Below are 24,823 nucleotides of genomic sequence, written 5' to 3'. Positions count from 1 at the left end.
CCGGATTCGCCGATGTCAGGCAAATCCGGTTATTTTTGTTGGCACATGTGCGTGGACTAGAGTGTATCTTCAAACTCAGGCAAGCGATACGTTGGGGGATGTCCGGGTCTAAAGCATTTTGAAGTACAGGCTGGCTGATCCTGGTGAATCGTCCAGACGAATTTCTAAGGAACGGAGGACGTCTTATTTGACCTTCTGCTCCTCTTTCTCAATTGTAAGGAACATGAGACAACTTATTTCCCGAAATCACCTGAAAAACACGTTGTAAACGGCTGTTTATTCAAAGATAGCGTGTGTCAGATTCCTTAAAATGCTGCAAGCGCTTCAAACCCCTGAATAAGACGTCAAAGGTTCGTTAGCGCTCCCGCTTTCGACAGGTTTAAAGATACGCTCTAGTTGCTCGCTGATAAACGGTCTGCGGAATGTGCAAGCCTTCCCAAGAGTTCGGACAGCAATTCCTTGTCTTCCTCACTTAGTCCACTTACCGCCCGATCAATCTTCAACGCATAGCCTGGATAGATGTCATCCATGGTGCGCTGTCCTTCTTCGGTCAGTTCCACAAAGATGATACGTCTGTCTTGCGGACAATGTTTGCGGTGTAACAATCCTTTTTGCTCCAGCTTATCGATCACATAGGTCACATTACCACTTTGCAGCAGAAGTTGTGCGCCAACCTGTTGAATCGGCTGAGCTCCTTTCATATATAACACTTCGAGCACCCCGTATGCGGTGGGGTTGAAGCCATGCACTTTGCTTCCGGATACAGCGTGTTCATTCACGCTCTTGAATGTCTGGGCCAAGGTGCGGTACAGATGAAGTGAACGTTCGGTTCCGATTTCTTGTAATTCCAGCATGCTGATCCCGCCTTTTCAGATTAGTTTTATAAGTTGAAATGATGAAGAGGGGTCCTCTCCGTTATGCTGTTCATGTAAAAGATAATTTCAACTTATATGAGTTGGTTAGTTATGTTTGACGATTCAGGTTGTCGCCATGGTTTAATTGTAAACTTCTATTTCTACGAAAAACATGCGATATGTCACAAGATTTGCATTTTTAGCATTTAAAATTTGATCATTCATCATGCTGAAAAATCATCCTTCAGATGTCGCTTTTTCTCCGCCTCTGGCAGGAGGTCGAGTTAAGGGCTGCTCTATATAATGAGTTCATACTATGAATTGGAATATAATGGAGGAGAAGAAGGATGACAAGTGATTTAACGTTTGAAGGACAACGACCGCTGAAGAATAACCGATCTTTTGTAACATTGATGGTGGCACAGGCTATTTCCAATCTGGGTGATTGGCTGCATCTGCTCGCAATTCTGACCCTCGTGGGTATCCGCTGGAATGCAACGCCTTGGGAGATTACATTTGTCACACTTTCCGCAGCACTACCCATTCTGTTGACAGGGCCATTCGCAGGCACACTTGCAGATCGCCTGAACCGAAAATGGCTGATGATTGTCGCCGATGGTGCACGGGTTATCATCGTGGGTGCGTTAATTTTTGCTGATCAGATCTGGCACGTCTACATACTGCTTGTCCTCAAATCCTTGTTCGATGTCATGTTCTCTCCGGCCAAAAACGGAAAGCTGAAGGAAATTGTACCTCGGGAACAGCTTGCCCAAGCTGTATCCATCAGCTCGGTGATCGAACAGATGTCCAAAATTATTGGTCCGGCGCTTGGCGGACTTTTGGTAGCCGCTTTTGGCATTACCTGGTGTTTTGTTCTCGATTCAGCGTCTTTTCTGATCTCCGGCATCATTTTATTGTGGATTCCTGGAACTCGGGTGATCCAAACCGCAATTCATAACGTAACAGAAGTAGAGGAAGAGCCAGCTGGGGATGTTCGCAACCGCTCAAAAGGCTCTTTTTGGAAAGAAACACTGGAGGGTATCCGCATGCTTGCATCTCTCCCTCATGTAGGAACGTCTCTGATTTTGCTTGCTTCAGCCATACTTTTTCTGCAATTTGCCGATTCACAGACTGTGGTGTTATTCAGACAACTTCCCGGAATTTCAACTGATCTGCTGGGATGGTGCGTGGCAGCAAGTGGCGCAGGTACATTAATTGCAGCGATGAGTGTACGGAAGTGGAAGCATGCAGGGCATGTTTTGAAAATGGGTCTGGGTACCACACTCATGGGTCTGGTTATCGGCGGAGCCGGAGTTATTGTTGGGATTTGGCCGCACGCCGGGCTAGGTGCCAATCTGTTGTTAGTATCCCTCTTTGCCCTGGCAGGTGTCGGAATTGGGTTTGCGATTGTCCCCTTTCAGATCCTGTTGCAGGAACAAACACCTGAGGCGATGACAGGCAGGGTATTTGGAACGGTAGGCAGCGTGATGACAGCCAGTAACATTATGGGCCCGGTGGTAGGCGGATTCATGGTCACTTCATTTGGTGTAGTGCCGGCTTTTGTCTGTTCAGGCATTTTGCTGACCCTGCTTGGTTTGATTTATTTGATGAAACGTAGCGGGGAAAAAGCCGATCTGACTGGCTCCATTGAAGCCAAGACCATGATTGCAGGCGACTGAAAACGGGCCGGATCTGCTCAGGTTAGAACAGTTGAAATGAAGGTTTGAATTTACTTCAAATTTTAAGTTTTTGATTATAAAGCGTTTGAGTAAACGCCTTCACGTTTAATGAGGAACAGGCAGAAATCCCTGTATTCTAATTATTCCTAGGGGAAAACTCATATGCCTTGTCCCACCAACGCATTAGCGGAAAGGGGGTGAAGCAACTTGAATGTAAAGTTACCAAAATCGATTATGCGTCTTGGAAGCATACCACTGGCAATACTTGCCGGGACTTTGATGCTGGGGTTTGGATCGTCACATGTATACGCAGACGAGGCTCAGGTATCTTCTGAAAAACCGTCCAGTGGATTGTCGCTAAATTTGTTTTCACGTGATTCGGATGGCGGGTTGAATTTGACTCCGTCGGTATCGGTATCCACACCACTACTGGATGTTGAAGTTCCGTCGATCAAAGGGAATGAATCGACAGGTAAGCTGAGTGTATCTGAGCTGAAAGTAGATACACCGCTTGGATCGGCCGGAACATCAGAGATTGGGATTGATGCGAAGAAGGGAACCGTCGAACTGCCGTCTGTACAGGCGGATACACCGGTGATCAAAGCCGATGTATCAAGCAGTCAGGTGAACCTCAACGAAGGTACAGCTTCCTTGCCTGGCGTTACCGCAGAGGTACCCGAGGTGATCAAGGCAGAGACGTCTGCTGTGAAAACAGATCTTCGGCAGGGCAAGGTTGAATTACCTTCCGTGAAGGTGGATGTACCTGAAGTTACTTCGGTCAATATCTCTTCATCCCGTGTGGATCTGAGTAAGGGAAATGTCCAGCTGCCATCTGTGGAAGCAGAAGTTCCAGTTGTAGACGTATCCGCTGAGCTCAATCCTGATCAGGAAAAGGTGGAGATTCCAAGTGTGAAGCCGGAACCGCCTGTAATCACTCCGGAAAAGCCGACGCTCGTCAAAACACCGAATGTTGAAACTTCCAATACGAGTGCACTCGCAGATCCTGTTTCACCACAGAACAACGAGGAAGGACAGGACGCAGTACAGGTTACGGGCAAAGTGGTGGAGGTCACCACGGAACTAGAAGTACGTCCAGAACAACCTGCTGTCCCGCAGGCATTATCTGTGGAAGGAACCGATCTGACGCAGGATTCGGATGTTAATGCAGGTTTGCCAGGTAACGAGTTATTCCTCGTAGATGAGACATCTGCTGACCCAGCTGTCACTGAACAAGTGCAGAGTAACCAGGAAGCCGATCTGAAACAAGATGATGATGATGCAACATCTCCATTGCAGCCTCGCACAGAACGACCAACCAGTTGGTCTGTTGCAGTAACTTCTCCCGGAGCAGCTAATGCTTCCGCAGGGACAAGCTCCGGTTCGTCCGGTGTAACTGGAGGTGGAGCAACCGCTCCAGCCGCTGCACTTCCGGGAGCAACAACGGGTCTGGTTACGCCAGATTACGATTTTGCCTTCCGAATGGAACGGCTCGATGGGTTCAGTCAATGGTCACAGGCACCGCCGGGGCGGCCGCCGCAATATACCTCTTTCTCTTAGGCAACAATGGCGTTAATTCAACCAAAATTGAGAAGGAGTGTATATAATCATGAAAAAAGTGAATCGTTGGGTAAAATTGTCGGTATTGTCGGGTACGTTGGTAGCTGGATTGCTGGGAGCTTCGCAGGCAACTTACGCAGATAGCTATAGCAATAACAGCAGTGGCAATCTGGATCTAAATGCAGGTTTGCGCCTGGAACTGGGATCTCTTCTGTCAGGACACCGTGACACAGGTTACGGAAACCATGGTAGCTACGGAGGTTCATCCAGTGCAACTGGAGCATTGAATTTGGATCTTGGCCTTAATGCCGGCTTATCCTCAGAGAGCATAAACCGATACAATGATCGTTCTTCCAATCACACTGCTGAGCGTAACAGTTCTGGCACGCTGGGCCTTGGCCTGAATGCCAATGTGTCGGGAGAAGGTACAACGATGAGCGACTATTCACGAGGCGGCGATGATCGGAACGTAAACAGCAGCTATGCGAGTGAAAGTCGTGGAGCGCTGGATCTCAGTCTGAACGTGAATGCCGAAGGTGAGAGTGCAACATGGACTCAATCTGAACGCAATAACAGCGTGAAAGACAGCGAGCGTAACACGAACAGCAGCTATGCGAGTGAAAGCCGTGGCGCACTGGATCTCGGTCTGAATGCAAAAGTCGAAGGAGAGAGTGCAACGATGACTCAATCTGAACGCAGCAACAGCGTGAATGACCGTGAGCGTAACGTAAACAACAGCTACGCGAGTGAAAGCCGTGGAGCACTGGGTCTTGGTCTGAACGCAAAAGCAGAAGGAGAGAGTGCGACATGGACTCAATCTGAACGCAGCAACAGCGTGAAAGACAGAGAGCGTAACACGAACAGCAGCTATGCGAGCGAAAGCCGCGGTGTACTAGATCTGGGTCTGAACGCGAAAGCAGAAGGAGATAGTGCGACATGGACTCAATCCGAACGCAACAATAGCGTGAATGACCGTGAGCGTAACGTAAACAGTAGCATTGCGAGCGAAAGCCGTGGAGCACTGGATCTAGGTCTTAACGCAAAAGCAGAAGGAGAGAGTGCAACGATGGCTCAATCTGAACGCACTAACAGCGTGAAAGACGGCGAGCGTAACACGAACAGTAGCACTGCGAGCGAAAGCCGTGGCGCACTGGATCTCGGTCTGAACGTGAATGCCGAAGGAGAGAGTGCAACGATGGCTCAATCTGAACGAAACAACAGTGTGAATGACCGTGAGCGTACCGACAGCAGCAGCTATGCGAGCGAAAGCCGCGGAGCACTGGATCTGGGGCTGAACGCCAAAGCCGAAGGAGAGAGTGCGACATGGACTCAATCTGAACGCAACAACAGCGTGAAAGACAGCGAGCGTACCGACAGCAGCAACTACGCGAGCGAAAGCCGCGGCGCACTGGATCTGAACGTGGATGCAGATGCAGAGAATGAAACTACTCTTGTGGTGGAGACAAATCGGTAATATGAGATTTTCATTGTAATATGAAGAAGCAGGGGCTCCGGAACCCCTGCTTCTTTTTTATATAAAATTTGAAATAATATGCAAATAGACAAAAGTTTCAGTGTTATTGTTATAACAGTTGAATGGTACAACTAGTGGGGATTAATGAATGAATAGGGTGAGTGAGATGGAACGAAAAGTAACTAAATTCGGTAATAGTCTTGGATTAAAAATGACGGATGCCTTCAAACAAATTGGTCTTGAGCAAGGCGATATGGTTCAAATCGAAGTAAATCAGTCCAATGGGGAGATTATTATTAAAAAGTCTGCAAAAGTTAATTTGCCTAACGGAATCAGTAGTGATTTTATGGATACATTGGCTGATGTGATGGGTGAATATGATCAAACCTTGAAAGGTCTCAAGGACAGATGATCATGACCCGGTATTTGAGTATTCAAGAGGTTATTGCGATCAACGTCGCTATGATTAAGCGTTACAGTCCTGGAGAGCAGATTGGAGTTAAAGATTCTGATCTGCTTGAATCTGCGGTTGTAAGAGCACAATCACCAGCTTTTGGTAACGAAGCCTACCCATCTATATAGAAATGCTCAAAATGATCAAACATACAACCCGCAACTCGATTACAATAAAACATAAAGAATGAAATAAACGCCTGATCAGAACAGGGAGTGAATGATATGGGAACGGAATATAACAGTACGGAAGTACAGGAGTCCATATTGGACGTACATATTACAGAGGCAGGATACGAGCCGGGACAATCAACCATACGCAATATTCGAATGAATGTGGCACGAGGAGAACTGGTAGGTATTATCGGACCCAATGGTGCGGGCAAAAGTACCACAATCAAAACGCTTCTTGGTCTGCTGGAACATGCGAACTATGAAGTGACGATTGGGGGAGATGGTCGTTATGCCTATATCCCGGAGCAACCGGTTTTTTATGAATATATGACCCTATGGGAACATCTTGATCTGGCGGCAGCGGCGTATGAAATGGAGGAAGAAGCTTTTGTTGCAAGAGCGGAGGAACTGTTGATTCGTTTCGGTATGGACCACGTTCGGAATGATCTTCCAGCCAGTTTCTCAAAGGGCATGCGGCAGAAAATGATGTTGATGATCGGATTTCTGTCTTCACCGGATATCTATATTGTGGACGAGCCGTTCATCGGATTGGACCCTCGTGCAACCAAGGATTTTCTAAAATTACTTGATGATGAACGTCGCCGCGGCGCGGGTGTGCTTATGTCTACGCATGTACTGGATACCGCTGAACGAATCTGCGACCGGTTTATTCTGATTGCTTCGGGCAGATCTGCTGCCGAGGGAACATTGGATGAGATCCGTGAAGTGGCAGGATTGCCGGAAGCCTCTTTGTTTGACTGTTTTGATGTACTGACGTCTTAGATAGAGAGAGGGTGAGAGAGAATGGAAACTTCCCAGCGTTATACCCCACTTCGTTTATACAGACGAAGACGCAAAGAGCATTTCAAGGAACAGATGAAAAATCTCAGACTCGTCGTGGATTGGACAGTTTGGGTATACCTGCTTGTTCCGGGTGTGCTCTACCTGATTGGATGGTACACGAGTCTGTGGACCAAACCGCTGCCTGCATGGGCGACAGGATTACCGTTGCCCGCACTGACCGGGTTGATTGACGTCGTTATGCTTACCGGTGGTGTGTTGATATTTGTGGAGGAAGCGGATGTATTGTTTCTGAAATCAAGGCCGTTGTGGATGCGAACGCTAATGAGGCAAGGGCTCTACCGGTCCTGTCTGCAACATCTGGGCAAAATGATCCTGATTACAGCGCTGACCGCACCCCTGTGGTCCCGTGTCTATGAGATGTCGAATCTCCAGATTGCACTTATGGCTGTCTGGTTTGGTGCGGTAGCTTCATTCCAAGCCATAACACTACATATGACGAAGGTTCGACATACTGGATGGCGACGCTGGATTCAGATGATCCCTCTCGTCATTGGCATAGGTTACATGACCATTCATGCGACATCATGGATGCATGGACAGACGTGGAAAATCAGTTTTGGAATCGTAATTATCATGCTTCTTCTAATTACAGTTGGACAGATGAGGCTATTGATGAAGGGAACGTTTGAAGGGGATGTGCGGGAGGATCTGCGGAGCAGGCTGCAGCTTACAGCTATAATGTTAAGCCGGGCGGTGAGCAAGCCGAAAGCCCCACGAACACGGTCCATCATCTTCCGCAAACCGCGTAAACTGTTACGCAATCGTTCCAGCGCGAATCGGACAGCAGAGATTGCATTCAAGGCATTTTTCCGGAACTCGGCCACGATGAAATTGTATCTGCAGCTTGGAGGACTGTCCATTGCAGCAGTTGCCTTACCGCCTTTTCCGGTCAATATCATCGTGTGTGCATTATTGATTATCATGTTAACGGTGATGTTTTATCGTTCCTGGGATGTTTTTGCCACGTCCGACTATGTTCAGCTCATAACGTATGACTCGGAGGCGCTGCATCTTGCAGGTTCAATGATGGTTCGGATGTTGTTCATCCCTATTGGTATTCTTATGGGATTCACGCTGGGATTGGCCTGGATCGGCTGGATCGTCGGTATTTTAACAGCTGCAGGTGCGGTGGCTTTTGGACTCTGCGTCTTATCTATTGCCGGATGGGTTCGGCTGACCCGGGCCTAAAGGAATTCCTTTCTAAGTCAGAGCATATCGTGCGCTATAACTGACCATGCTATAGAAGAATAATCTCATCTATGGATGATGAGAGATTAGCTGTAGCAAGGAGGAAGAGACGATGATGGATAATAGCGAACTACAGGTGCATTTTTCAGACGGTTCAGCGTTGAATGCCGCCAGGGCAACCTTGGAGGAATTGGGATATAAGCCGTATCAGTCCGGCCCGCTGGAACTGTACATCCCCACAGATCGCCAAGATCCTCAGTCTGCCGTAGAGATTGTACAATCTCATGGAGGAAGTGCCGTATTTGCCTCACAAACGGAAGAGCTGGATCAGTTTCAGAATATATCGATTCCGGCTCATCTCGTGAATGAAGACTGGAATGAGGGTTATGCGAGCCAAAACCAGGGAAGCCAGACGGAGCAAGGCAGACATAACTATAGCGATGACCCAACATACGATGATTCGGCTGATGGATTCTCAGGCAGTGTGAAAGCATAGAAGCATCACAAGCTAAGAGCAGTTCGAGCCAATTTTTCTAAAATGGAACAATGCCCAAAAACCCCGATCGTCCACAATAGTGGATATCGGGGTTTTTGGCATCTGAGCTAATTCATTATCGGGTTAAAAGGTGTAATACCTATTATGATGTAACGTGTTTATATTCAGCCGCATGCATGCCAGCCGTATATCCCGTGGAGAAAGCAGCAGTGATATTATACCCTCCGGTGTAGCCGTGAATATCCAAAACTTCACCGCAAAAGAATAGTCCAGGCAGCAGCTTGGATTCCATTGTTTTTGGGTATATCTCCTTTAAGTGGATTCCTCCCCCAGTAACAAAGGCTTCTTTGAGCGATCTTGTTCCGTCTGCACGAAAGGTAAAAGCTTTCATTAGCCCACACAAGTTGCTTAACATACCTTTGGGGAAATGGTGGAACGTGAGGTCATCGCTGATCTCTGCCCGTTTCATCATTAAGGGAATCATACGTTCAGGAACCCATGTTTTTAAAATATTTTTGACAGCTTTGCGGGACTCTTGTTCCAATACTTGTTGCACCTGTGCTTCTAATGCACCTAAGGACAGTTCCGGGAACAGATCAATGCTCATAATGACCTGTGGGTTTCCAGACTTCATCTGAACCTTGCGGATAAATTGGCTGCAGCGCAGTGCAACCGGTCCTGACACGCCAAAATGCGTGAAGATCATATCCCCGCGATGAGAGATGACTGTTTTTCCTTTGGCATCTACTACGGATAGAGCGATATCCCTTAAAGACAAACCTTGCAGTTCTTTAGACTGAATCCAACTCTCTCCAGACACAATGGGCACTTCGGTCGGATATAACTCCGTTATCGTGTGACCCGCAGCCTCAGCCCAAGGATAACCATCTCCGGTAGATCCCGTTTGGGGTACGGACTTGCCGCCGGTAGCGATGATGACAGAGCGCCCAAGAATGGTTTTACCGGATATCAATTTAACACCTTGTATCTGCTGACCATTCTGAATAATTTCCTTGACCGGTTCTTTGGTGCGAATCTCAACGCCGAGGGAGACAATCTTGCCAACCAGCGCATCCACAACTGTTTTCGCTTTATCGGTTACAGGGAACATTCTGCCGTTGTCTTCTTCTTTCAGGGCAATTCCGAGATTCTCGAAGAAACGCATGATTCCCTGGTTGTCCAAATTTTGAAACGAACTATATAAAAAGCGTCCATTACCCGGAATATGTCGGATGAGTTCATCCGTTTCCTTGGCATTGGTTACATTGCATCGACCTCCGCCAGAGATGCCGAGTTTACGACCCAGTTGATCTCCTTTATCCAGCAGAAGCACGGAGGCTCCATGCTCGGCAGCAGCAACGCAAGCCATCAGGCCCGCAGATCCACCACCAATTACAATGACATCATACATATGTTATTACCCTCTTTTTTCATTGATTTTGTCTGTTTTACGAAAAATGTGTCTACTCCTGGCTTTTTCTGAAATATAATGGAGTTATGAGCAGTTCTATTGCGCAGTCTTAAGGGATATATTGTAATATACTGTCGCCTATGTTTTAATCAGAAATACATGAGGGAATGTGCAGGCAGAGGAGGAGATGGCATTGTGGTTGCGTTAAAGGACATGCTTTTACAAGTACTGCTGGCAGGGTCGGCGGTATTTCTGATTCCCTTATTCCGCCTGGTACTCTCCAAGCGGGCTATTGCCAGAATGGAACATGCCGGAACTGTTCATACCAGTTTTGCTGTGACAAGTGCCCTGAGCATGTTATTGTGTCTGCTGTTTGCGCTCTATGCAAGCCCGGTGGCCGTACCCATATCATTAAGCATCGTACCTGTGATACTTGTTATTTTGTATTGTAAGTCCGCTATAGGCGTAACGCTGTCCATTCTACATATTCTCTTCTATTTTCTTTTTGCGCATCCCTATGATCTGTACGGATTTCTCCTTCATACGGGCATTCTTCTCTATCCTATTGTATGGTTGTCTGCCAAACGATTCAAGCATAATACACCTTCACGCAAAATGGCGATCCTCATCATCCTGATTACAATGGAACTGGTTGTAACGAGTCTGTTATGGATCGCATCCCTCCAGAATGAATCCACATACTCTGCGACCTACATGATACTTACAGCACTTGGATATACCGCTGGAGCCATTGTTGCGGGCAGTCTGAGTCTGCTATGGCTGGAACGGATGAAGCACTATCGCGGGCTGGAGCAACATCTCTCGGAAGTCCACCAGCGATACATAGCCGAAACGGAGAAACTTCATCAGATTCTGAACGCAGTGCCTCTCTCCATTGCCACCGTAGATAAACAAGGCACAGTGATGTTTGTCAATGAGATGATGGAGCAAACGGCAAGGGAGCAGCTACCTTGTACTTCCACGCCTGATCTCATTGGACAGCCTGCCAGTCAATTTGTTGAACAAGGTCAGGCGGACAAGATGGATAAAAGCATTCGCAGAGCCGTCGTTCATGGTGAGATTAGTGGGTTGACCGTTCGTTACGGTGCACACGTATTTCAATCCCGAACCGTACCGATTTATGCCTTTTCAACAGAGTCTGCGAGAGAAGTTACAGGAGCCATGCTGATCATCCAGGATATCACGGAGCTTGAGATGTTGCGAAGTGAACTGGATAATGTGGATCGTCTCAGTCTGGTGGGGCAGATGGCTGCAAGCATTACGCATGAGGTGCGTAATCCAATGGCGGTTGTACGTGGCTTTCTTCAACTCATGCAGGAAAAGAGTCCTGATTCCCTCGATCACTATTACCGGATCGTTCTGGAAGAGCTGGACCGGGCCAATAGTATCATTAATGATTTCTTGTCTTTGGCTCAGAATCGTATTGCCGAGAAAGAAGAATCCCAGCTGCACGATATCATCCATGAACTCAGTCCGTTGTTATGGGCGGATGCGAACCTGCGTGGTCAGAGTATAGAACTCATGTTGGCCCATAATGTGCCAAAGCTGCATCTCAATTCTAAGGAAATCAAACAGGTGGTGTTGAACCTGGCCCGTAACGGGATGGAAGCCATGAATGAGAAGGGTGTGCTTACACTGGAGACACGGATAGTGGATGATAAGGTGGAACTGTGTGTACGTGACACAGGACCTGGTCTACCCAGAGTGAAGAAGGAAAAGCTGTTTGAACCTTTCTATACGACAAAAGCCAAGGGAACCGGACTTGGATTGTCCATGTGCCTGAGTATTGTGGAACGACATAACGGAACCATTACTGTGGAATCGGAGGAAGGCCAGGGCACGACCTTCAAAGTGGCATTTGAACGTTAGTCATTCAGCATATATTGCCAGACATTGAGACATAATATTATGGAAGAAGCCTTTCCGCAGGCGGTTTCTGAATCTTGCTTTCATTGCTTATGGATGTATAATAGGAATAGCACATCATTACATCCATAATGTTCGATATGAATGTAACGTTGTTTTGGAGAGTAATTGGCCTTTAATTCTATCGAGATCATAGAACAACCATTTATAAGGAGTGAAACCGAATGTCGATGTCATTTGATCAATACATGAAAGATATGGTTCAACCGATGCGGGATGATTTAACTCGTCTAGGAATCCAGGAGTTGCGTACTCCTGAAGAAGTGGAAGCAAGTCTTCCGGATGCAAAAGGAACAGCGCTGGTTGTCATTAACTCTGTATGCGGATGTGCCGCAGGTCAATGTCGCCCAGGTGTGTCCCAAGCACTGCAGCACGATATTACACCTGATCACCTGTACACTGTATTTGCTGGTCAGGACAAAGAAGCAACTGCAAAAGCACGTGAATTCTTTGCACCGTATCCTCCATCTTCACCGTCCATCGCTCTGATGAAAGACGGAGAACTCGTTCACTTTATCGAGCGTCATCAAGTGGAAGACCGTTCTGCAGAGGATATTGCGGCTGATCTCAAAAGTGCATTTGACCGTTACTGCCGTTAATTCGCTCCAATAGAACGCCCCGCCCTTCGGATCACCGATGCCGGGGCGTTTCATTTTGGATAGATAAGGTTATTGAACCATTCGGACCTTTCAAGCTGGACATCAAATTTCATTCATTTAGAAACGGGGTGTGTGAACGATGAGTTTGCAACAACAGATCATCGCTGAATTGAAGGTTAAACCAAGCATTAATGAGGAAGAGGAAGTACGCAAGCGTGTTGATTTTCTGAAGACGTATGTAAAAAATGCGGGTGCCAAAGGTTTGCTGATTGCAATCAGCGGCGGTATTGACAGCGCAGTGGCTACGGCGCTTTGCAAAAAAGCGACGGACGAGCTTACGCAAGAGAACAACCAAGAGTACAAAACGCTTGGTGTGTTCCAACCTTATGGTGAACAATCCGATATCGATCACAGCTACGCTGTAGCCAAAGCATACGATCTGAAGCATGTCGTGGAAACCAATATCGAAGATGCAGTTAACGAGATTGCGCTGGAGGTGGAGCAAGGTTTCAAATCCTTGGGTAGCCCACGTCATATGACTCACCAAGGCAAAGGTAATGTCAAAGCGAGAACTCGTATGGTTATGCAATATGCGCTTTCGTTTGAAGAGAACTTGCTCGTTGTAGGTACGGATCACGCTTCTGAAGCCATTACAGGCTTCTATACCAAATGGGGCGACGGTGCTGTGGATATCACACCACTGAGCACCCTGAACAAACGTCAGGTACGCCAGTTGGCAGCATATCTGAACGTTCCACAGGCTGTTTTGGACAAAGCACCATCAGCAGGGCTATGGGAAGGTCAGACGGACGAAGATGAGCTGGGAATTTCGTATGAAGCGAACAGCGACTATCTCGAAGGCAAACAGATCGATCCGGCTGCACAAGAGCGCCTTGAAGCGTTCTATACGCGTACACATCACAAACGCAATGCCATTCCTGGTATCTAATACGGATGAATGAGCATGATTGATATAGGCTGTTAACACCAACATTGAAATAACGTCCCTCTTAGGGAATGCAAAAGAGTCACTGCTCACGCAGTGACTCTTTTGTTATGTGGAGCAAGAAACCGCAAAAATCCAGGTGATTACTATATTAAAGATGAGTTAACTATTCCAGTCTTTGATCTGTTGCAGGGTTTGGGTGATGGCTTGCTCCAGTTGCGGAGTGGTTTCTTTAAATGGATGTACCGTATTAAAGGTGTGATTCCCTTCAGGCACCTGGTGCCATGGGATATCAGGGCGGGTTTGAACCAGTGCGGCAGAACCGTCCCGCAGACGCTGGGGATCTTCTGTTCCCTGAATGAGTGCGACTCGCAAAGTTGAAGAAGCCAAGCGGTCAAGGATAACGTAACGTTTGCTATGCTTGTCCAGGTCTTCCAGAATAGCCACGTCCAGTGGCATCTGCTGGCCTGTTCGTCCGTTAACGACATGGCTACGGCCATGCGTACGCATTTCTTCTTTTTGCTCCGCTGTGAAGAGATCCAGATTGGTTACGCCATTCCAGGAGATGACACCTGCCACCTGCTCGGGATGATCCAGTGCATAGACGAGACTTACGCCCGCACCGCGGCTATGACCAACCAGGTATACAGGAAGTCCAGTGAGTTCAGGTTGTGTAGCCACATGTTCCAATACCAGGGCCAGATCGGCAAGCTCCCGGCTGTAGGTATTCACTGCGAACTTTTCAAGTTCAGAGAATTGCTCCAGATATTCGCCGATACCGTTGTGAGAGAAATTAAAGGTCAGCACATGATGCGTCTGGCTTAGCTGTGAAGCTGCATAGGGGAACATGCCCCAGTCTTTGAAGCCTTTGTATCCGTGAGACAGAACGATAACACCTTGAGCGGGTTGTTGTGCAGGGAAAAAGTCCCCGCGAATGATCGCATCTACGTCAGTGGGCAATTCAAAAGTTATGGGCATTATTCAGACCTCCTAAGAATTTTAGACGATTCCTGATTCATATTTTAGCATATATGGTAATGCGGATAGGTACTCGCTTCTGATCGCCCCTCCTGCTACAATAGAATACGTGTTCGGAGAGTTACGGATCATGTGATTGAATGGAGATCTTTTACAATGAAGGTTCAAAAAGAGCGGTTTTCAGTACCGAGAAGATGGGACTTTTTGAATAACCTCTTACAGTATAAAAGATTAAGCGGGTGAAGCATTGATGATATATGGCATAGGCAATGATGTGCTGGAGATTGGACGTATGCGGAAGCTGCTGTCCGGTCGCCATGCGGAAGCTTTCATAAAACGAATTTTAACGCCAGCAGAGCGGGAGATCGCGGTTCGTCGAGGGAAGCGGATGACGGAGTTTGTATCCGGTCGATTTGCAGCGAAAGAAGCGGTGTCTAAGGCATTTGGCTGCGGTATTGGTGGTGTCATGGGCTTCACTGACATTGAGGTGCTGCCTGATGGGACAGGACGTCCCGTGGCCTCGCTGTCCAGTCAAGCCTGGGAACGTCTGCAGCTGCCATATGATAAGCAATATGACATTCATTTGAGTATTACGCATCAGACGGAATTGGCAGCGGCCTTTGCGATCGTGGAGCAGATGGAAAAGTAGTTAGCTTGGCAATAGGAGAGGACGGAAATATGGGTTTACAGGAACAGAAACAACATTTCAGCGTGAATTTGCTGGACTGGTATATGGTCAACCGACGGGATTTGCCGTGGCGTCGCCACAACAATCCTTATTTCACATGGGTATCGGAGATTATGCTTCAGCAGACTCGGGTCGATACGGTAATTCCGTATTTCAATCGTTTTATCGGGAATTTCCCGACCGTGCAGGAGTTGGCGGAGGCACCAGAAGAAGACGTCTTGAAAAATTGGGAGGGACTCGGTTATTACTCCCGTGCACGTAATCTTCAGGCAGCTGCGAGACAAGTCATGGAGCTGCACGGAGGCGAGATGCCGCAGGACAAGCCGGCTGTCTTTGCATTAAAAGGGGTTGGCCCCTACACGGCCGGGGCCATTCTCAGCATTGCCTTCAACCAGCCGCAGCCTGCGGTAGATGGCAATGTCATGCGGGTACTGTCCCGATACTTCCTCATCGATGAGGACATTATGAAGGGCAGCACCCGGGTGTTGATGGAAGAGCTCGCAGGAGAGCTCATTCCGGAAGGGCGGGCGCGTGATTTCAATCAGGCGCTGATGGAGCTTGGTGCGCTGGTATGCACACCCAAAGCGCCGCACTGCCTGACTTGCCCGGTCATGGAGCAATGTTCCGGCCGCATCGCCGGAAGAGAGCTTACACTGCCGGTCAAGACCAAGGCGAAGCCGCCGCGCCCTGAGCAACGGCTGGTCGCGATTGTGGAGGGCCGCGGTGCTCATCGCGGCCAAGTGCTTGTGCGCCAGCGCCCAGACACGGGCCTATTGGCCCGCATGTGGGAGCTGCCGCATGTGCTCGCGGCGCCTGCCGCAGCAAGCAAGAAGGCGGCGCCGCTGGCGGATGAGCCGGCCATGGCATTGCTGGCCGGCAGTCTGTGGGCGGAAGGCTTCGCTGCCCGCCCGGAAGGGCTGGCTACCCATGCGGAGCATGTGTTCAGCCACATTGTCTGGAGCCTACAGGTGTACAAGTGTACCGAGCAGGACCAGAGCAGTGAGCTTCCGCTGATCGCAGCGGAAGCCAGAGCCGCCTACGATGCACAGGCGGCAACAAGGGAGGGCACAGCCTCATCGTCAACTGTGTCACCTGAGTCAGACACGACGCATTCATCGGAGCCAGGCACGCCTAATGCGCAGAACATCTCAACATCGCTTAACGATGGAGAGATGTTGATGTCATCATCTGATGTTAGTGACCTAGCGCTGAGCACTCCGACACTGACAGGTAAAGGCGATGGCTTGACCTACCGCTGGATCGGTCCGGAAGATATGGATAAGATGGCATTCCCGAATATCTTCCTGAAGCTGATCAGCAGTTATTTTGCTGGTGCGTATGATCAAGTGAATGATTAAATGGGGGAGCTAACGAACTCCAGAGGTCTTATCAATGTGGATATACCACAATTATAAATTCTAACGAACCTGAGTGACGTTATCATAGACAAATCAACCCAAAAGTGCGTATCAAAGCCCGTATCTGGGGAAATAGCTACTCTGAGATTCGTTAGGTTCGCGATACGATGAAATATCGAGCAATAACGTGTCCTGGGTTCGTTAGAAACAAAACACCCATTAACTATAGTGATAGCGAAAAGAGAGCCTGATCACGGTCATGATGACCGAATCAGGCTCTCTTTTATGTTAACTGTTGCATGCTAACAGTCTTATTTTGCAGAAGCGTAACGTTTGTTCACTTCATCCCAGTTGATTACATTCCAGAAAGCGGCGATGTAGTCAGGACGTTTGTTTTGGTAGTTCAGGTAGTAAGCGTGCTCCCATACATCCAGACCCAGAACCGGAGTCAGACCTTCGAAGAGAGGGCTGTCTTGGTTAGGTGTGCTAGTGATGGACAACTTGCCATCTTTACCAACTACGAGCCAAGCCCAGCCGGAACCGAAGCGAGTTGTAGCTGCTTTAGCGAAATCTTCTTTGAATTTATCAAAGCCACCCAGTTCGCTATCGATAGCTGCTGCGATATCGCCTGTAGGAGCGCCGCCGCCGTTAGGTCCGATGATTTCCCAGAACAGGCTGTGGTTAGCATGTCCACCACCATTGTTGCGAACCGCTGTGCGGATGCCTTCAGGTACGCTGTCAAGGTTAGCAATCAGATCTTCCAAGCTTTTTTCTTGCAGTTCAGGAGCGCTTTCCAGAGCTGCGTTCAAGTTAGTTACATAAGTATTGTGATGGCGATCGTGGTGGATTTCCATCGTTTTTGCATCGATATGTGGTTCCAGTGCGTCGTTAGCGTAAGGAAGTGCTGGTAATTGAAAAGTCATAATGAAATACCTCCTGAGATTTTAGGTTTTTTTGAAAACAGGTACATATGTAATAATACCCTTGCCACTAATATTAAACCGCATTCGAGCTAATTAAGCAACATTTTTGTTTATTAAGTCCCCCGAGGCGTTGATCTAATGATGGGCCAGAGATAACAAACATATTTTACCCTTTATGCAACTATTTATGTGTTTTCAGACGTTTAAATGGATGAAAAGTTTAATATTCGCATGTAAACGGTTACAATTAAGCGCTTTCAAAAGAAAATGCGTGTTTTATGGAGAAAAGTATGGTTTAATTGACGAAGAAGCGGTATTTTCTCGTTTTTTGTCATTATATGAACATTGGGTTTTTGGTAAAAAGGGATTCCCTTTTTGTAAAAAACCTCATCTAAGCTAACGAAAAGGGAGATTTAAGACATGCACGTTCGTTCCTTTCAGTTGAGTGATGCAAGCCAGATGACGGAGCTTCTCCAGGTTGCACTATCGGAAGAGTGTTATGAGAACACGATGGGCCCGTTTGCCCGTCAATTGTCATGGGATTCAGACCTGATCATGGTTGCGGAAGAAGAGGGAGACCTCGTAGGCGCTTTGATCGGTACGATTGATCACAACCAGGGTTGTATCTACCGTATTGCGGTACATCCAGACTATCGTCGCCGTGGAGTCGGCAAAACACTTGTCGAGGCTATGGAACAGCGGTTCCAGCAGCGTAAAGTCAGCCAAGTATGGGTGGCGGGTGATGAGCACAACAAAGTAGCCATGCCTCTATATGAAGCAATGGGTTACGGTGCCAATCAGATTATGAGCGCTTTCCAGACTCTTAGTATTTTGTCCAAAGCTTAGTTTGCATGTTTAAAAAGAAATAAAAAAAAGATTTTCATTTCATATTAGGCATATCTCTTAAACGTGTAAGAACGTGAGGGATGTGCCTTTCTATTTATATGAGTGTTCTTCACGTCATATTCCTCTGGTTTCCTCATTTTCTGAACATGCTTCGGAGTCCCTGAATTCTATTTAAATCACCCTGACTATCCCGGCTGTATTCACGATAACCAAGGTATTGGTGCTCATAACCAATTGTTTCACTCTCCCAAATGGAGTAGACTGAAAGGGAGTATGGTTACCATGTTACAAGTTTAATTCAACTATTTAATAAATGAGGTGTCCCTTTGAATTCCAATAATCATTCAATGGAACATGTGACTTCCGAGCAACGAAATGAACCGTCAAAGCCTGAACAACCGGGGAAATCCTGGGTTGTCGAGCTGTGGGACTGGGTCAAAACGATTGTTGTTGCTTTTGTAATTATGATGCTGCTGAACCTGTTTGTGTTTAATCTGTCAATGGTCAAGGGACAGTCCATGCAGCCGACACTGGTTGAGCGAGATCGCCTTTTCGTCAACAAAATCGTATACCATCTGGGTAATCCTTCCCGATCAGATGTGATCGTACTTCGTGATCCAAGCGAAGGTGTGGAGAAGAAGGATTTTCTGGTGAAACGGATCGTTGGACTTCCGGGAGATACAATTGAAGTTAGGGATCACCATCTATATGTGAACGGCGAGCAACAAGCGGAAACGTACACCGATATTGAGGTGCAGGACCCAGATTTTGGCCCAATCACCTTGGAGCCGGATCATTTCTTCGTGATGGGGGATAATCGTCATGAAGGCAAAAGTAAGGATAGCCGAGTGTTTGGCAGTATTACATCCGATCAGATTGTAGGCAAGGCTGAATTTATTTTCTGGCCGTTTTCTGAATTGAAGAAATTGTAAAATGCTTACAGGACAACAACTTCAGACTGCATTTTGCGTTAAACCATATAGAGTTCGTTCCGTTTGAATTCAAGTATGCAAGGCATATATAGAAATTAACGCCTGTCCTCTTACCGTGAGGCGGGCGTTCACTATTTACGGAATAAGTGTCGGAAGAAGAGAGGGAAGAGAAATGACGAGCGTACAGACCGAGGCAACACAGGATGCCTCCGTATGGGAAAAGTTAAAACAGGAGATCAAGGCAGCTGGCCCCGGACTGGGCATTGATGATATCGGTTTTGCTTCGGCTGATCCCTTTGTTTCCCTGAAGTCGCTACTGGAGCAGTCGCGGGATAAAGGGTATGCTTCAGGTTTTGAAGAGCCGGATATTGAAAAAAGGGTGCACCCCGCCTTAAAAGATGGCGAGCCCGCTTCACTTATTGCAATAGCCGTGGCGTACCCATCCAAAATGGTGAATCCGCCGAAATCGGAGCCTGGTGCGTATCGAGGCATTTTTGCCCGTTCGGCTTGGGGTCAGGATTATCATCAGGTCCTGCGTGCAGCGATGGACAAGTTGGTCAATTTTATAAAGGAACGCGTACCTGAAGCCATGATCGAAAGCATGGTAGACACCGGAGCATTGGTGGATCGTGCGGTGTCCCAGCGTGCGGGGATTGGTTTTAGTGCCAAAAACTGTGCCATTATATCACCCAAATTTGGTTCATGGATTTTTCTCGGAGAACTGGTAACGAATATTCCTTTTCAACCAGACACACCTGTGACCGAAGACTGCGGTGAATGTACAAAATGTATTGATGCCTGTCCTACAGGAGCATTGGTGGGGCCGGGGCAGTTGAATGCACAGCGTTGTATTTCTTTTGTAACCCAGACGAAAGGGTTCGTGGATGAAGAATTTATGCTGAAAATAGGCAACCGTCTGTACGGTTGTGATACGTGTCAGATTGTTTGTCCGAAGAACCGGGGCAAGAACTGGGATCACCATCCCGAGTTTCATCCCGATCCGGAGATTGTGAAGCCACTCCTACTGCCGCTGCTGGACATCGGTAACCGGGAATTCAAGGAACGTTTCGGTCAGAGTTCCGCCGCTTGGCGGGGCAAAAAACCGATTCAACGCAACGCCGTTATTGCCCTGGGCAATTTCAAAGACAAAAGTGCTGTACCCAAACTTACAGAAGTATTAAAACGTGATCCGCGCCCCGAGTTGCGGGGAACTGCAGCCTGGGCGTTAAGCAGAATTGGAGGAGAAGACGCCATGAGAGCAATTGGGGAAGCTGCCGCTAACGAACAAGATGGGAACGTACTAAGCATGCTGCAGAAGGCCGAGGAGCGACTGAGTTCGTCCGAGACCTTACCCAAACAGCCACAGGCTGGACAAGTGAGTGAGAAGCAGTCAGAGGAACAGAACAACGAGAACAATTCCTTACGTGCGTTACAACAGGATTTGAAAATGGAAGCTGGGATTGAACCGGGTAGTGAGCAGTCTGCACAGCCTGCCAAACCGGAAGCCGCAGCGTGGAAACCTTCAGCCGTTACAGGTCTTCATGGCAAGCCCGTATACTACGATGAGGTACTGACACCGATTGGTACTCTTACGTTATGCGCGACGGATGAAGGACTGTGTCACATTGATTTTGGCGCCTTTCACGTACGCGAAGCTCATCTGCAACAATGGGCCCGCATCTGGATTGGCGAGTATCGATATGAGAAGAACGAAGAGAAGCTCAGCGAAGCTGCAAAGCAGTTAAAGGAGTATTTTGCAGGGGAGAGAAAAACGTTCGACTTGCAGCTTGATCGGCTTGGAACACCATTCCAGCTACAAGTATGGCAAGTTCTGTCCGATATATCTTATGGAGAGGCCTCATCACACCAACAGGTTGCGGAAATCATCGGCAGACCCAAGGCTGTTCGTGCAGTTCTGGACGCCATTAGCAAGAATCCGATTCCGATTATTATTCCCTGTCACCGTATCAGTGGTAAAGACGGTACCCTGGTGGGTTATGTAGGCGGTCTGCAAACCAAGGAGCAATTGCTCGCATTGGAGCAGCTATCGTAAGAGCGGGGGACGTTCATGAAGTATGTAAACGTGGAGAGCGTGGAAGCGGGGGAGCTTCTGGGCAAGACGGTATATTCCAGTAACGGCACGGTACTGCTGTCTGCCGGAGTCCAGCTCACCGTATACATGGTCAATACGCTGAAGCGTATTGGCGTGACCATGTTATACATCCAGGATGAAGCGTATAAAGATGTGGATGCAGAAGACATTCTGGATGAAACCACGAAACGGGCAATAATTAACGAAATGAGTGTCACACTCGAATCCATTCGATCCGGGAAAGACTGGAGTCCGAAAAAAGTTGCCCTCAGTATAGAGAAGTTGCTGAATGATGTACTGAATGGGCGTGAAATGCTTGTGCAGCTCACCGATATTCGTACCAAAGACAATGCACAGTATGTTCATGCGATGAATGTATGTTTGTTGTCTTCGGTCATCGGACTGAATATGGGACTCAATTATAATCAACTGAAGGACCTTGCTGTGGGGGCATTATTGCATGATATTGGCAAAGTGGGGGAACCTCCGGGCAGTGGCTCTGCTGCAAATTCTTCGCTGCATCATACATGGCGTGGATTCGAAGTGATTAAGAACAAACGGGAGTTCAGTCTGTTGGTCGCCCATACGGCCTTGCAACATCATGAGCATGTAGATGGTACAGGCATGCCGAGAGGGATCAAGGGGAGTGACATTCATCTGTTTGCGAGAATCGTTAGTGTGGCTAATATCTATGATAATCTCATTAATGGTTTATCCAAGGACAGTTTGATGCCACATGAGGCCTGTGAAGAGATGATGGCGTTGTCTGGTACAAAGCTGGATCGGGACATTCTGATTGAGTTCAACAAGAGTGTATCCGTGTATCCCAATGGTACAGCGGTAAGACTGTCTACCAAAGAGACTGGAGTCATTGTGCGTCAACATCGGGGATTGCCCGGCAGACCTGTAATCAGGGTGGCGCGCGGAAGTACGCGTTATTCTCTGGATGTGGTTGAAATCGATCTGGCTCAGCATACAACCGTTTTCATTGAAGCTGTCATGACGTAGCTTGTGTGCGGTTCAACTGGAAAATCCGTTTGCTCAAGGCGTGCGGAAATGCTATGATACTTTCAGGAAATCCGGTCTGTGTCAGGATTGCAACATATGTGTCAAACATCATGAAGTGACACGGATTATCAGGCTTTTTAGAATGCATACAGAGGTGTCTAAGAGATGGATATTGTTATACCGATTATTACATTGATTGTTGGTCTGGTCGGGGGATTTTTCATCGGGGTGTTCTACTTGCGTAAACAACTTGAGAAAATGCAAAGCAATCCGGACATGCTTCAGAAAATGGCGAAGCAAATGGGCTACAACCTGAATGGCAAGCAAATGCAGCGTGCCCAGCAGATGATGAAGAATCAGCAGCCAGGAGCGAAAATGCCTCAGCCGCAACAGCATCCTGCGCGTAAAAGTTCGGGCCGCCGAAAATAATAGCAGTGAAGTGAATAACTGCTTAAAGTGCGTGTTCAAAAAGTTGGGTTTTCAGTACCGAGAAGATGGGATGAAGCTAGAAATGGAGTAGCGGAGCGTAGTAAACTACGTGAGCAACGGACATTTCGGCTGAATTTCATATTCGACGTTGATGATGCCTTTAGGCATCCATCGTAATCAAAAGCGTACTTTTTGAACAACCTCTTAAAGTATTGTGGTTCGAAAGGAGGCGTTTGGCAGTGGCTGGCGTTAAAGATTATTTGAATTCAAAAGTATCCGACAACCGGGAGAAGATCGAGTATCATGTAGAGCAGATCCTGAAATTGATCGGAGAAGATAGTACACGTGAAGGGCTGCTTGAAACGCCTGCACGTGTGACCCGAATGTATGAAGAAATTTTTGGTGGATATGAAGTAGACCCGCGCGATGTGCTCGGTGTCACGTTTGACGAGAATCATGAAGAACTGGTTATCGTCAAGGATATTGTCTACTACAGTCAGTGTGAGCACCACATGGCGCCGTTCTTCGGCAAGGTACACATTGGCTATGTACCAAGTGGCAAGATCGTTGGTCTGAGCAAAATGGCTCGGCTGGTCGAAGCAGTAACACGTCGCCTTCAAGTTCAGGAACGTATTACTTCACAGATCGCTGACATTCTGACAGAGGCCGTTGAACCTCATGGAGTTATGGTTGTCGTGGAAGGCGAGCACTTGTGCATGTGTTCCCGCGGCGTGAAGAAACCGGGAAGCAAGACGGTAACGTCTGCTGTACGTGGTTCTTTCCGTGAGAATCCGGCACAACGTGCAGAGTTCTTGTCTTTGGTAAAAGATTAAGATCAGGTATGTCCACTCGCTGGACAAGCCGGATGAGTAAGTTCCTTTGGTTTTGGAAGCAGCAGTTTCTAAGCCATAGGATATGATATAAATAAGCCGTGTTCCCTGGGAACCGGCTTATTTATATATGCGTTGTCATTCCTATATACTGGATACATATGAATTCGTTAAGCCGGAGGTAATGGAACGATGAGTGTACCTTCCCATTCAGATCAACCGGTTCAGCCGGAAAAGGGACTACAGGCAGATCAACAGGCTTCATTGCGTCTGCAAATCTGGGAGACACCACTCATGCGACAAGGTAGTAGTGTACTCGAAGCTTTTGCTTGGGAAGAAGTTATGTGCAGGCGGGTTGGGGCAGGGCATCTACCTGTTGCACATATATGGAGACACCCAGATGCCTTTGTAGCGGGTCTGCGTGACCGCAGGTTGCCACAGGCTGTAGAAGCGATGGAACAGATTAGAAGCCAAGGGACAGCGGTCTGTGTTCGGCCTTCCGGTGGAGCGGCAGTACCCTTGAACCCAGGGGTAGTTAATGTGTCGCTGATTCTGCCTAATCCCGGACATGCCATCAATATTCATGATGATTTCCGGGAGATGGCTTCGATTATTGCCGAGTCGCTAACGCCGTGGTCGAATCAGGCGCAAACTGGTGAGGTTCAGGGTGCTTTTTGCCCGGGAGATTATGATGTCAGTGTAGGTGGCCTAAAATTCTGTGGTATTGCCCAGCGCAGGCAGGCAAAGGCGTATATCATTACGGCTTTTATCATCGTGGACGGTCAGGGAGATCAACTGGCAGCGGACGTGCGACAATTCTATCAGCATGCAGCAGGCGGGGCGAGTGAAGGATATCCCGATGTTCAGCCTGGCACGATGGCAAGTCTGAAAGAATTGGCAGGTGTACCTTCAGCTGCGGCATATACTGCGGCTTTGGTTCGGACACTGCGAGATCGCTATCCACTTGCGGAGACCAGCAGGGTGCTTAGCGTTGGCTCTGAAGAAGTACGCCTGACAGCTGAGCAGATGAAGCTGCGCTACGATTAACACTTTTTACTAGGGCTTGGAATTGGTTAATAGAGATGATATGATGTGAT

Annotated in this window: 24 protein-coding genes; 20 read left to right on the top strand and 4 right to left on the bottom strand. The window is 47.9% G+C overall.

The window, feature by feature from the left end; genetic code table 11:
* Positions 1-392: 392 nt before the first annotated feature.
* Positions 393-854 carry a MarR family winged helix-turn-helix transcriptional regulator gene (locus tag MHI01_RS15415; RefSeq protein WP_338590645.1) on the bottom strand — a complete coding sequence of 154 codons (462 nt, stop codon included), beginning with the start codon at positions 852-854 and terminating at the stop codon, positions 393-395.
* Between the two features lie 347 nt (positions 855-1,201).
* Between MHI01_RS15415 and MHI01_RS15410 the strand changes: the two genes are divergently transcribed.
* From MHI01_RS15410 to MHI01_RS15375, 8 genes are all read left to right on the top strand, one after another.
* Positions 1,202-2,533 carry an MFS transporter gene (locus MHI01_RS15410; RefSeq protein ID WP_340031809.1) on the top strand — a complete coding sequence of 444 codons (1,332 nt, stop codon included), beginning with the start codon at positions 1,202-1,204 and terminating at the stop codon, positions 2,531-2,533.
* Between the two features lie 207 nt (positions 2,534-2,740).
* On the top strand, positions 2,741-4,090 hold the full coding sequence (locus tag MHI01_RS15405) for a hypothetical protein (protein ID WP_127550847.1): 1,350 nt from the start codon (positions 2,741-2,743) through the stop codon (positions 4,088-4,090).
* Positions 4,091-4,139: 49 nt separating this feature from the next.
* Positions 4,140-5,564 carry a hypothetical protein gene (locus tag MHI01_RS15400; protein WP_340983523.1) on the top strand — a complete coding sequence of 475 codons (1,425 nt, stop codon included), beginning with the start codon at positions 4,140-4,142 and terminating at the stop codon, positions 5,562-5,564.
* A 148-nt stretch (positions 5,565-5,712) separates the two neighbouring features.
* Positions 5,713-5,976, top strand: a complete 264-nt coding sequence (locus MHI01_RS15395) for an AbrB/MazE/SpoVT family DNA-binding domain-containing protein (RefSeq protein WP_315373177.1) — start codon at positions 5,713-5,715, stop codon at positions 5,974-5,976.
* Positions 5,973-6,146 carry a hypothetical protein gene (locus tag MHI01_RS15390; RefSeq protein WP_340983522.1) on the top strand — a complete coding sequence of 58 codons (174 nt, stop codon included), beginning with the start codon at positions 5,973-5,975 and terminating at the stop codon, positions 6,144-6,146. Before MHI01_RS15395 ends, MHI01_RS15390 begins: the two co-directional genes overlap by 4 nt.
* Positions 6,147-6,242: 96 nt before the next feature.
* Entirely contained in the window at positions 6,243-6,974 is a 732-nt protein-coding gene (locus MHI01_RS15385) for an ABC transporter ATP-binding protein (protein WP_127550853.1), read from the top strand.
* Positions 6,975-6,995: 21 nt separating this feature from the next.
* Complete coding sequence (locus tag MHI01_RS15380; protein ID WP_340983521.1) at positions 6,996-8,243, top strand: ABC transporter permease; 1,248 nt, start codon at positions 6,996-6,998, stop codon at positions 8,241-8,243.
* 112 nt (positions 8,244-8,355) lie between these two features.
* Entirely contained in the window at positions 8,356-8,739 is a 384-nt protein-coding gene (locus MHI01_RS15375) for a hypothetical protein (protein WP_340983519.1), read from the top strand.
* Positions 8,740-8,881: 142 nt separating this feature from the next.
* On the opposite strand, the gene MHI01_RS15370 is transcribed toward MHI01_RS15375, so the two are convergent.
* A complete protein-coding gene (locus MHI01_RS15370; RefSeq protein ID WP_036668236.1) occupies positions 8,882-10,150 on the bottom strand; it encodes a BaiN/RdsA family NAD(P)/FAD-dependent oxidoreductase in 1,269 nt (422 codons plus the stop codon).
* Positions 10,151-10,363: 213 nt separating this feature from the next.
* Between MHI01_RS15370 and MHI01_RS15365 the strand changes: the two genes are divergently transcribed.
* The 3 genes from MHI01_RS15365 (at position 10,364) to nadE (ending at position 13,645) form a co-directional block, all read left to right on the top strand.
* Positions 10,364-12,040: a two-component system sensor histidine kinase NtrB gene (locus MHI01_RS15365; RefSeq protein ID WP_340983518.1), complete on the top strand. Its 1,677-nt coding sequence runs from the start codon at positions 10,364-10,366 to the stop codon at positions 12,038-12,040.
* 221 nt (positions 12,041-12,261) lie between these two features.
* Positions 12,262-12,696 carry a BrxA/BrxB family bacilliredoxin gene (locus tag MHI01_RS15360; RefSeq protein WP_017690788.1) on the top strand — a complete coding sequence of 145 codons (435 nt, stop codon included), beginning with the start codon at positions 12,262-12,264 and terminating at the stop codon, positions 12,694-12,696.
* A gap of 139 nt (positions 12,697-12,835) precedes the next feature.
* Positions 12,836-13,645 carry an ammonia-dependent NAD(+) synthetase gene (nadE, locus tag MHI01_RS15355; RefSeq protein ID WP_017690787.1) on the top strand — a complete coding sequence of 270 codons (810 nt, stop codon included), beginning with the start codon at positions 12,836-12,838 and terminating at the stop codon, positions 13,643-13,645.
* Between the two features lie 159 nt (positions 13,646-13,804).
* On the opposite strand, the gene MHI01_RS15350 is transcribed toward nadE, so the two are convergent.
* On the bottom strand, positions 13,805-14,620 hold the full coding sequence (locus MHI01_RS15350; protein ID WP_339285368.1) for an alpha/beta hydrolase family protein: 816 nt from the start codon (positions 14,618-14,620) through the stop codon (positions 13,805-13,807).
* A gap of 250 nt (positions 14,621-14,870) precedes the next feature.
* On the opposite strand from MHI01_RS15350, the gene acpS reads away from it, so the two are divergent.
* Positions 14,871-15,269, top strand: coding sequence for a holo-ACP synthase (gene acpS / locus MHI01_RS15345; RefSeq protein ID WP_036614140.1), 399 nt, complete (start codon positions 14,871-14,873; stop codon positions 15,267-15,269).
* 29 nt (positions 15,270-15,298) lie between these two features.
* Complete coding sequence (mutY, locus tag MHI01_RS15340; RefSeq protein WP_340983517.1) at positions 15,299-16,666, top strand: A/G-specific adenine glycosylase; 1,368 nt, start codon at positions 15,299-15,301, stop codon at positions 16,664-16,666.
* Between the two features lie 311 nt (positions 16,667-16,977).
* Here the strand turns inward: mutY and MHI01_RS15335 are convergent, their stop codons facing one another.
* On the bottom strand, positions 16,978-17,589 hold the full coding sequence (locus MHI01_RS15335) for a superoxide dismutase (protein WP_036614138.1): 612 nt from the start codon (positions 17,587-17,589) through the stop codon (positions 16,978-16,980).
* Between the two features lie 420 nt (positions 17,590-18,009).
* On the opposite strand from MHI01_RS15335, the gene MHI01_RS15330 reads away from it, so the two are divergent.
* From MHI01_RS15330 to MHI01_RS15300, 7 genes are all read left to right on the top strand, one after another.
* A complete protein-coding gene (locus tag MHI01_RS15330) occupies positions 18,010-18,435 on the top strand; it encodes a GNAT family N-acetyltransferase (protein WP_017690782.1) in 426 nt (141 codons plus the stop codon).
* 347 nt (positions 18,436-18,782) lie between these two features.
* Positions 18,783-19,367 carry a signal peptidase I gene (gene lepB / locus MHI01_RS15325; RefSeq protein ID WP_036614252.1) on the top strand — a complete coding sequence of 195 codons (585 nt, stop codon included), beginning with the start codon at positions 18,783-18,785 and terminating at the stop codon, positions 19,365-19,367.
* A gap of 172 nt (positions 19,368-19,539) precedes the next feature.
* Positions 19,540-21,420, top strand: a complete 1,881-nt coding sequence (queG, locus tag MHI01_RS15320; protein ID WP_340983516.1) for a tRNA epoxyqueuosine(34) reductase QueG — start codon at positions 19,540-19,542, stop codon at positions 21,418-21,420.
* A 15-nt stretch (positions 21,421-21,435) separates the two neighbouring features.
* Complete coding sequence (locus tag MHI01_RS15315; RefSeq protein WP_047841405.1) at positions 21,436-22,467, top strand: HD-GYP domain-containing protein; 1,032 nt, start codon at positions 21,436-21,438, stop codon at positions 22,465-22,467.
* Between the two features lie 165 nt (positions 22,468-22,632).
* On the top strand, positions 22,633-22,896 hold the full coding sequence (locus MHI01_RS15310; protein WP_017690778.1) for a YneF family protein: 264 nt from the start codon (positions 22,633-22,635) through the stop codon (positions 22,894-22,896).
* Positions 22,897-23,135: 239 nt separating this feature from the next.
* The gene (gene folE / locus MHI01_RS15305) at positions 23,136-23,729 is read left to right on the top strand and encodes a GTP cyclohydrolase I FolE (protein WP_036668229.1); all 594 of its coding nucleotides are present in this window, start codon (positions 23,136-23,138) and stop codon (positions 23,727-23,729) included.
* A 189-nt stretch (positions 23,730-23,918) separates the two neighbouring features.
* Entirely contained in the window at positions 23,919-24,773 is an 855-nt protein-coding gene (locus MHI01_RS15300; RefSeq protein WP_340983515.1) for a lipoate--protein ligase family protein, read from the top strand.
* Positions 24,774-24,823 lie beyond the last annotated feature (50 nt).

Origin of the sequence: Paenibacillus sp. FSL M7-0656 (assembly GCF_038003225.1) — a bacterium.
In the GTDB taxonomy this organism is placed as follows: domain Bacteria; phylum Bacillota; class Bacilli; order Paenibacillales; family Paenibacillaceae; genus Paenibacillus; species Paenibacillus amylolyticus.
Note: the sequence above shows the minus strand (reverse complement) of the source record. Positions and strands in the feature narration are given on the sequence as shown.

Coding starts and splice junctions, on each gene's coding strand:
- MHI01_RS15415 (WP_338590645.1), bottom strand. CDS start 854: ATGCTGGAATTACAAGAAATCGGAACCGAACGTTCACTTCATCTGTAC.
- MHI01_RS15410 (WP_340031809.1), top strand. CDS start 1,202: ATGACAAGTGATTTAACGTTTGAAGGACAACGACCGCTGAAGAATAAC.
- MHI01_RS15400 (WP_340983523.1), top strand. CDS start 4,140: ATGAAAAAAGTGAATCGTTGGGTAAAATTGTCGGTATTGTCGGGTACG.
- MHI01_RS15395 (WP_315373177.1), top strand. CDS start 5,713: ATGAATAGGGTGAGTGAGATGGAACGAAAAGTAACTAAATTCGGTAAT.
- MHI01_RS15390 (WP_340983522.1), top strand. CDS start 5,973: ATGATCATGACCCGGTATTTGAGTATTCAAGAGGTTATTGCGATCAAC.
- MHI01_RS15385 (WP_127550853.1), top strand. CDS start 6,243: ATGGGAACGGAATATAACAGTACGGAAGTACAGGAGTCCATATTGGAC.
- MHI01_RS15380 (WP_340983521.1), top strand. CDS start 6,996: ATGGAAACTTCCCAGCGTTATACCCCACTTCGTTTATACAGACGAAGA.
- MHI01_RS15375 (WP_340983519.1), top strand. CDS start 8,356: ATGATGGATAATAGCGAACTACAGGTGCATTTTTCAGACGGTTCAGCG.
- MHI01_RS15370 (WP_036668236.1), bottom strand. CDS start 10,150: ATGTATGATGTCATTGTAATTGGTGGTGGATCTGCGGGCCTGATGGCT.
- MHI01_RS15365 (WP_340983518.1), top strand. CDS start 10,364: ATGCTTTTACAAGTACTGCTGGCAGGGTCGGCGGTATTTCTGATTCCC.
- MHI01_RS15360 (WP_017690788.1), top strand. CDS start 12,262: ATGTCGATGTCATTTGATCAATACATGAAAGATATGGTTCAACCGATG.
- nadE (WP_017690787.1), top strand. CDS start 12,836: ATGAGTTTGCAACAACAGATCATCGCTGAATTGAAGGTTAAACCAAGC.
- MHI01_RS15350 (WP_339285368.1), bottom strand. CDS start 14,620: ATGCCCATAACTTTTGAATTGCCCACTGACGTAGATGCGATCATTCGC.
- acpS (WP_036614140.1), top strand. CDS start 14,871: ATGATATATGGCATAGGCAATGATGTGCTGGAGATTGGACGTATGCGG.
- mutY (WP_340983517.1), top strand. CDS start 15,299: ATGGGTTTACAGGAACAGAAACAACATTTCAGCGTGAATTTGCTGGAC.
- MHI01_RS15335 (WP_036614138.1), bottom strand. CDS start 17,589: ATGACTTTTCAATTACCAGCACTTCCTTACGCTAACGACGCACTGGAA.
- MHI01_RS15330 (WP_017690782.1), top strand. CDS start 18,010: ATGCACGTTCGTTCCTTTCAGTTGAGTGATGCAAGCCAGATGACGGAG.
- lepB (WP_036614252.1), top strand. CDS start 18,783: ATGGAACATGTGACTTCCGAGCAACGAAATGAACCGTCAAAGCCTGAA.
- queG (WP_340983516.1), top strand. CDS start 19,540: ATGACGAGCGTACAGACCGAGGCAACACAGGATGCCTCCGTATGGGAA.
- MHI01_RS15315 (WP_047841405.1), top strand. CDS start 21,436: ATGAAGTATGTAAACGTGGAGAGCGTGGAAGCGGGGGAGCTTCTGGGC.
- MHI01_RS15310 (WP_017690778.1), top strand. CDS start 22,633: ATGGATATTGTTATACCGATTATTACATTGATTGTTGGTCTGGTCGGG.
- MHI01_RS15300 (WP_340983515.1), top strand. CDS start 23,919: ATGAGTGTACCTTCCCATTCAGATCAACCGGTTCAGCCGGAAAAGGGA.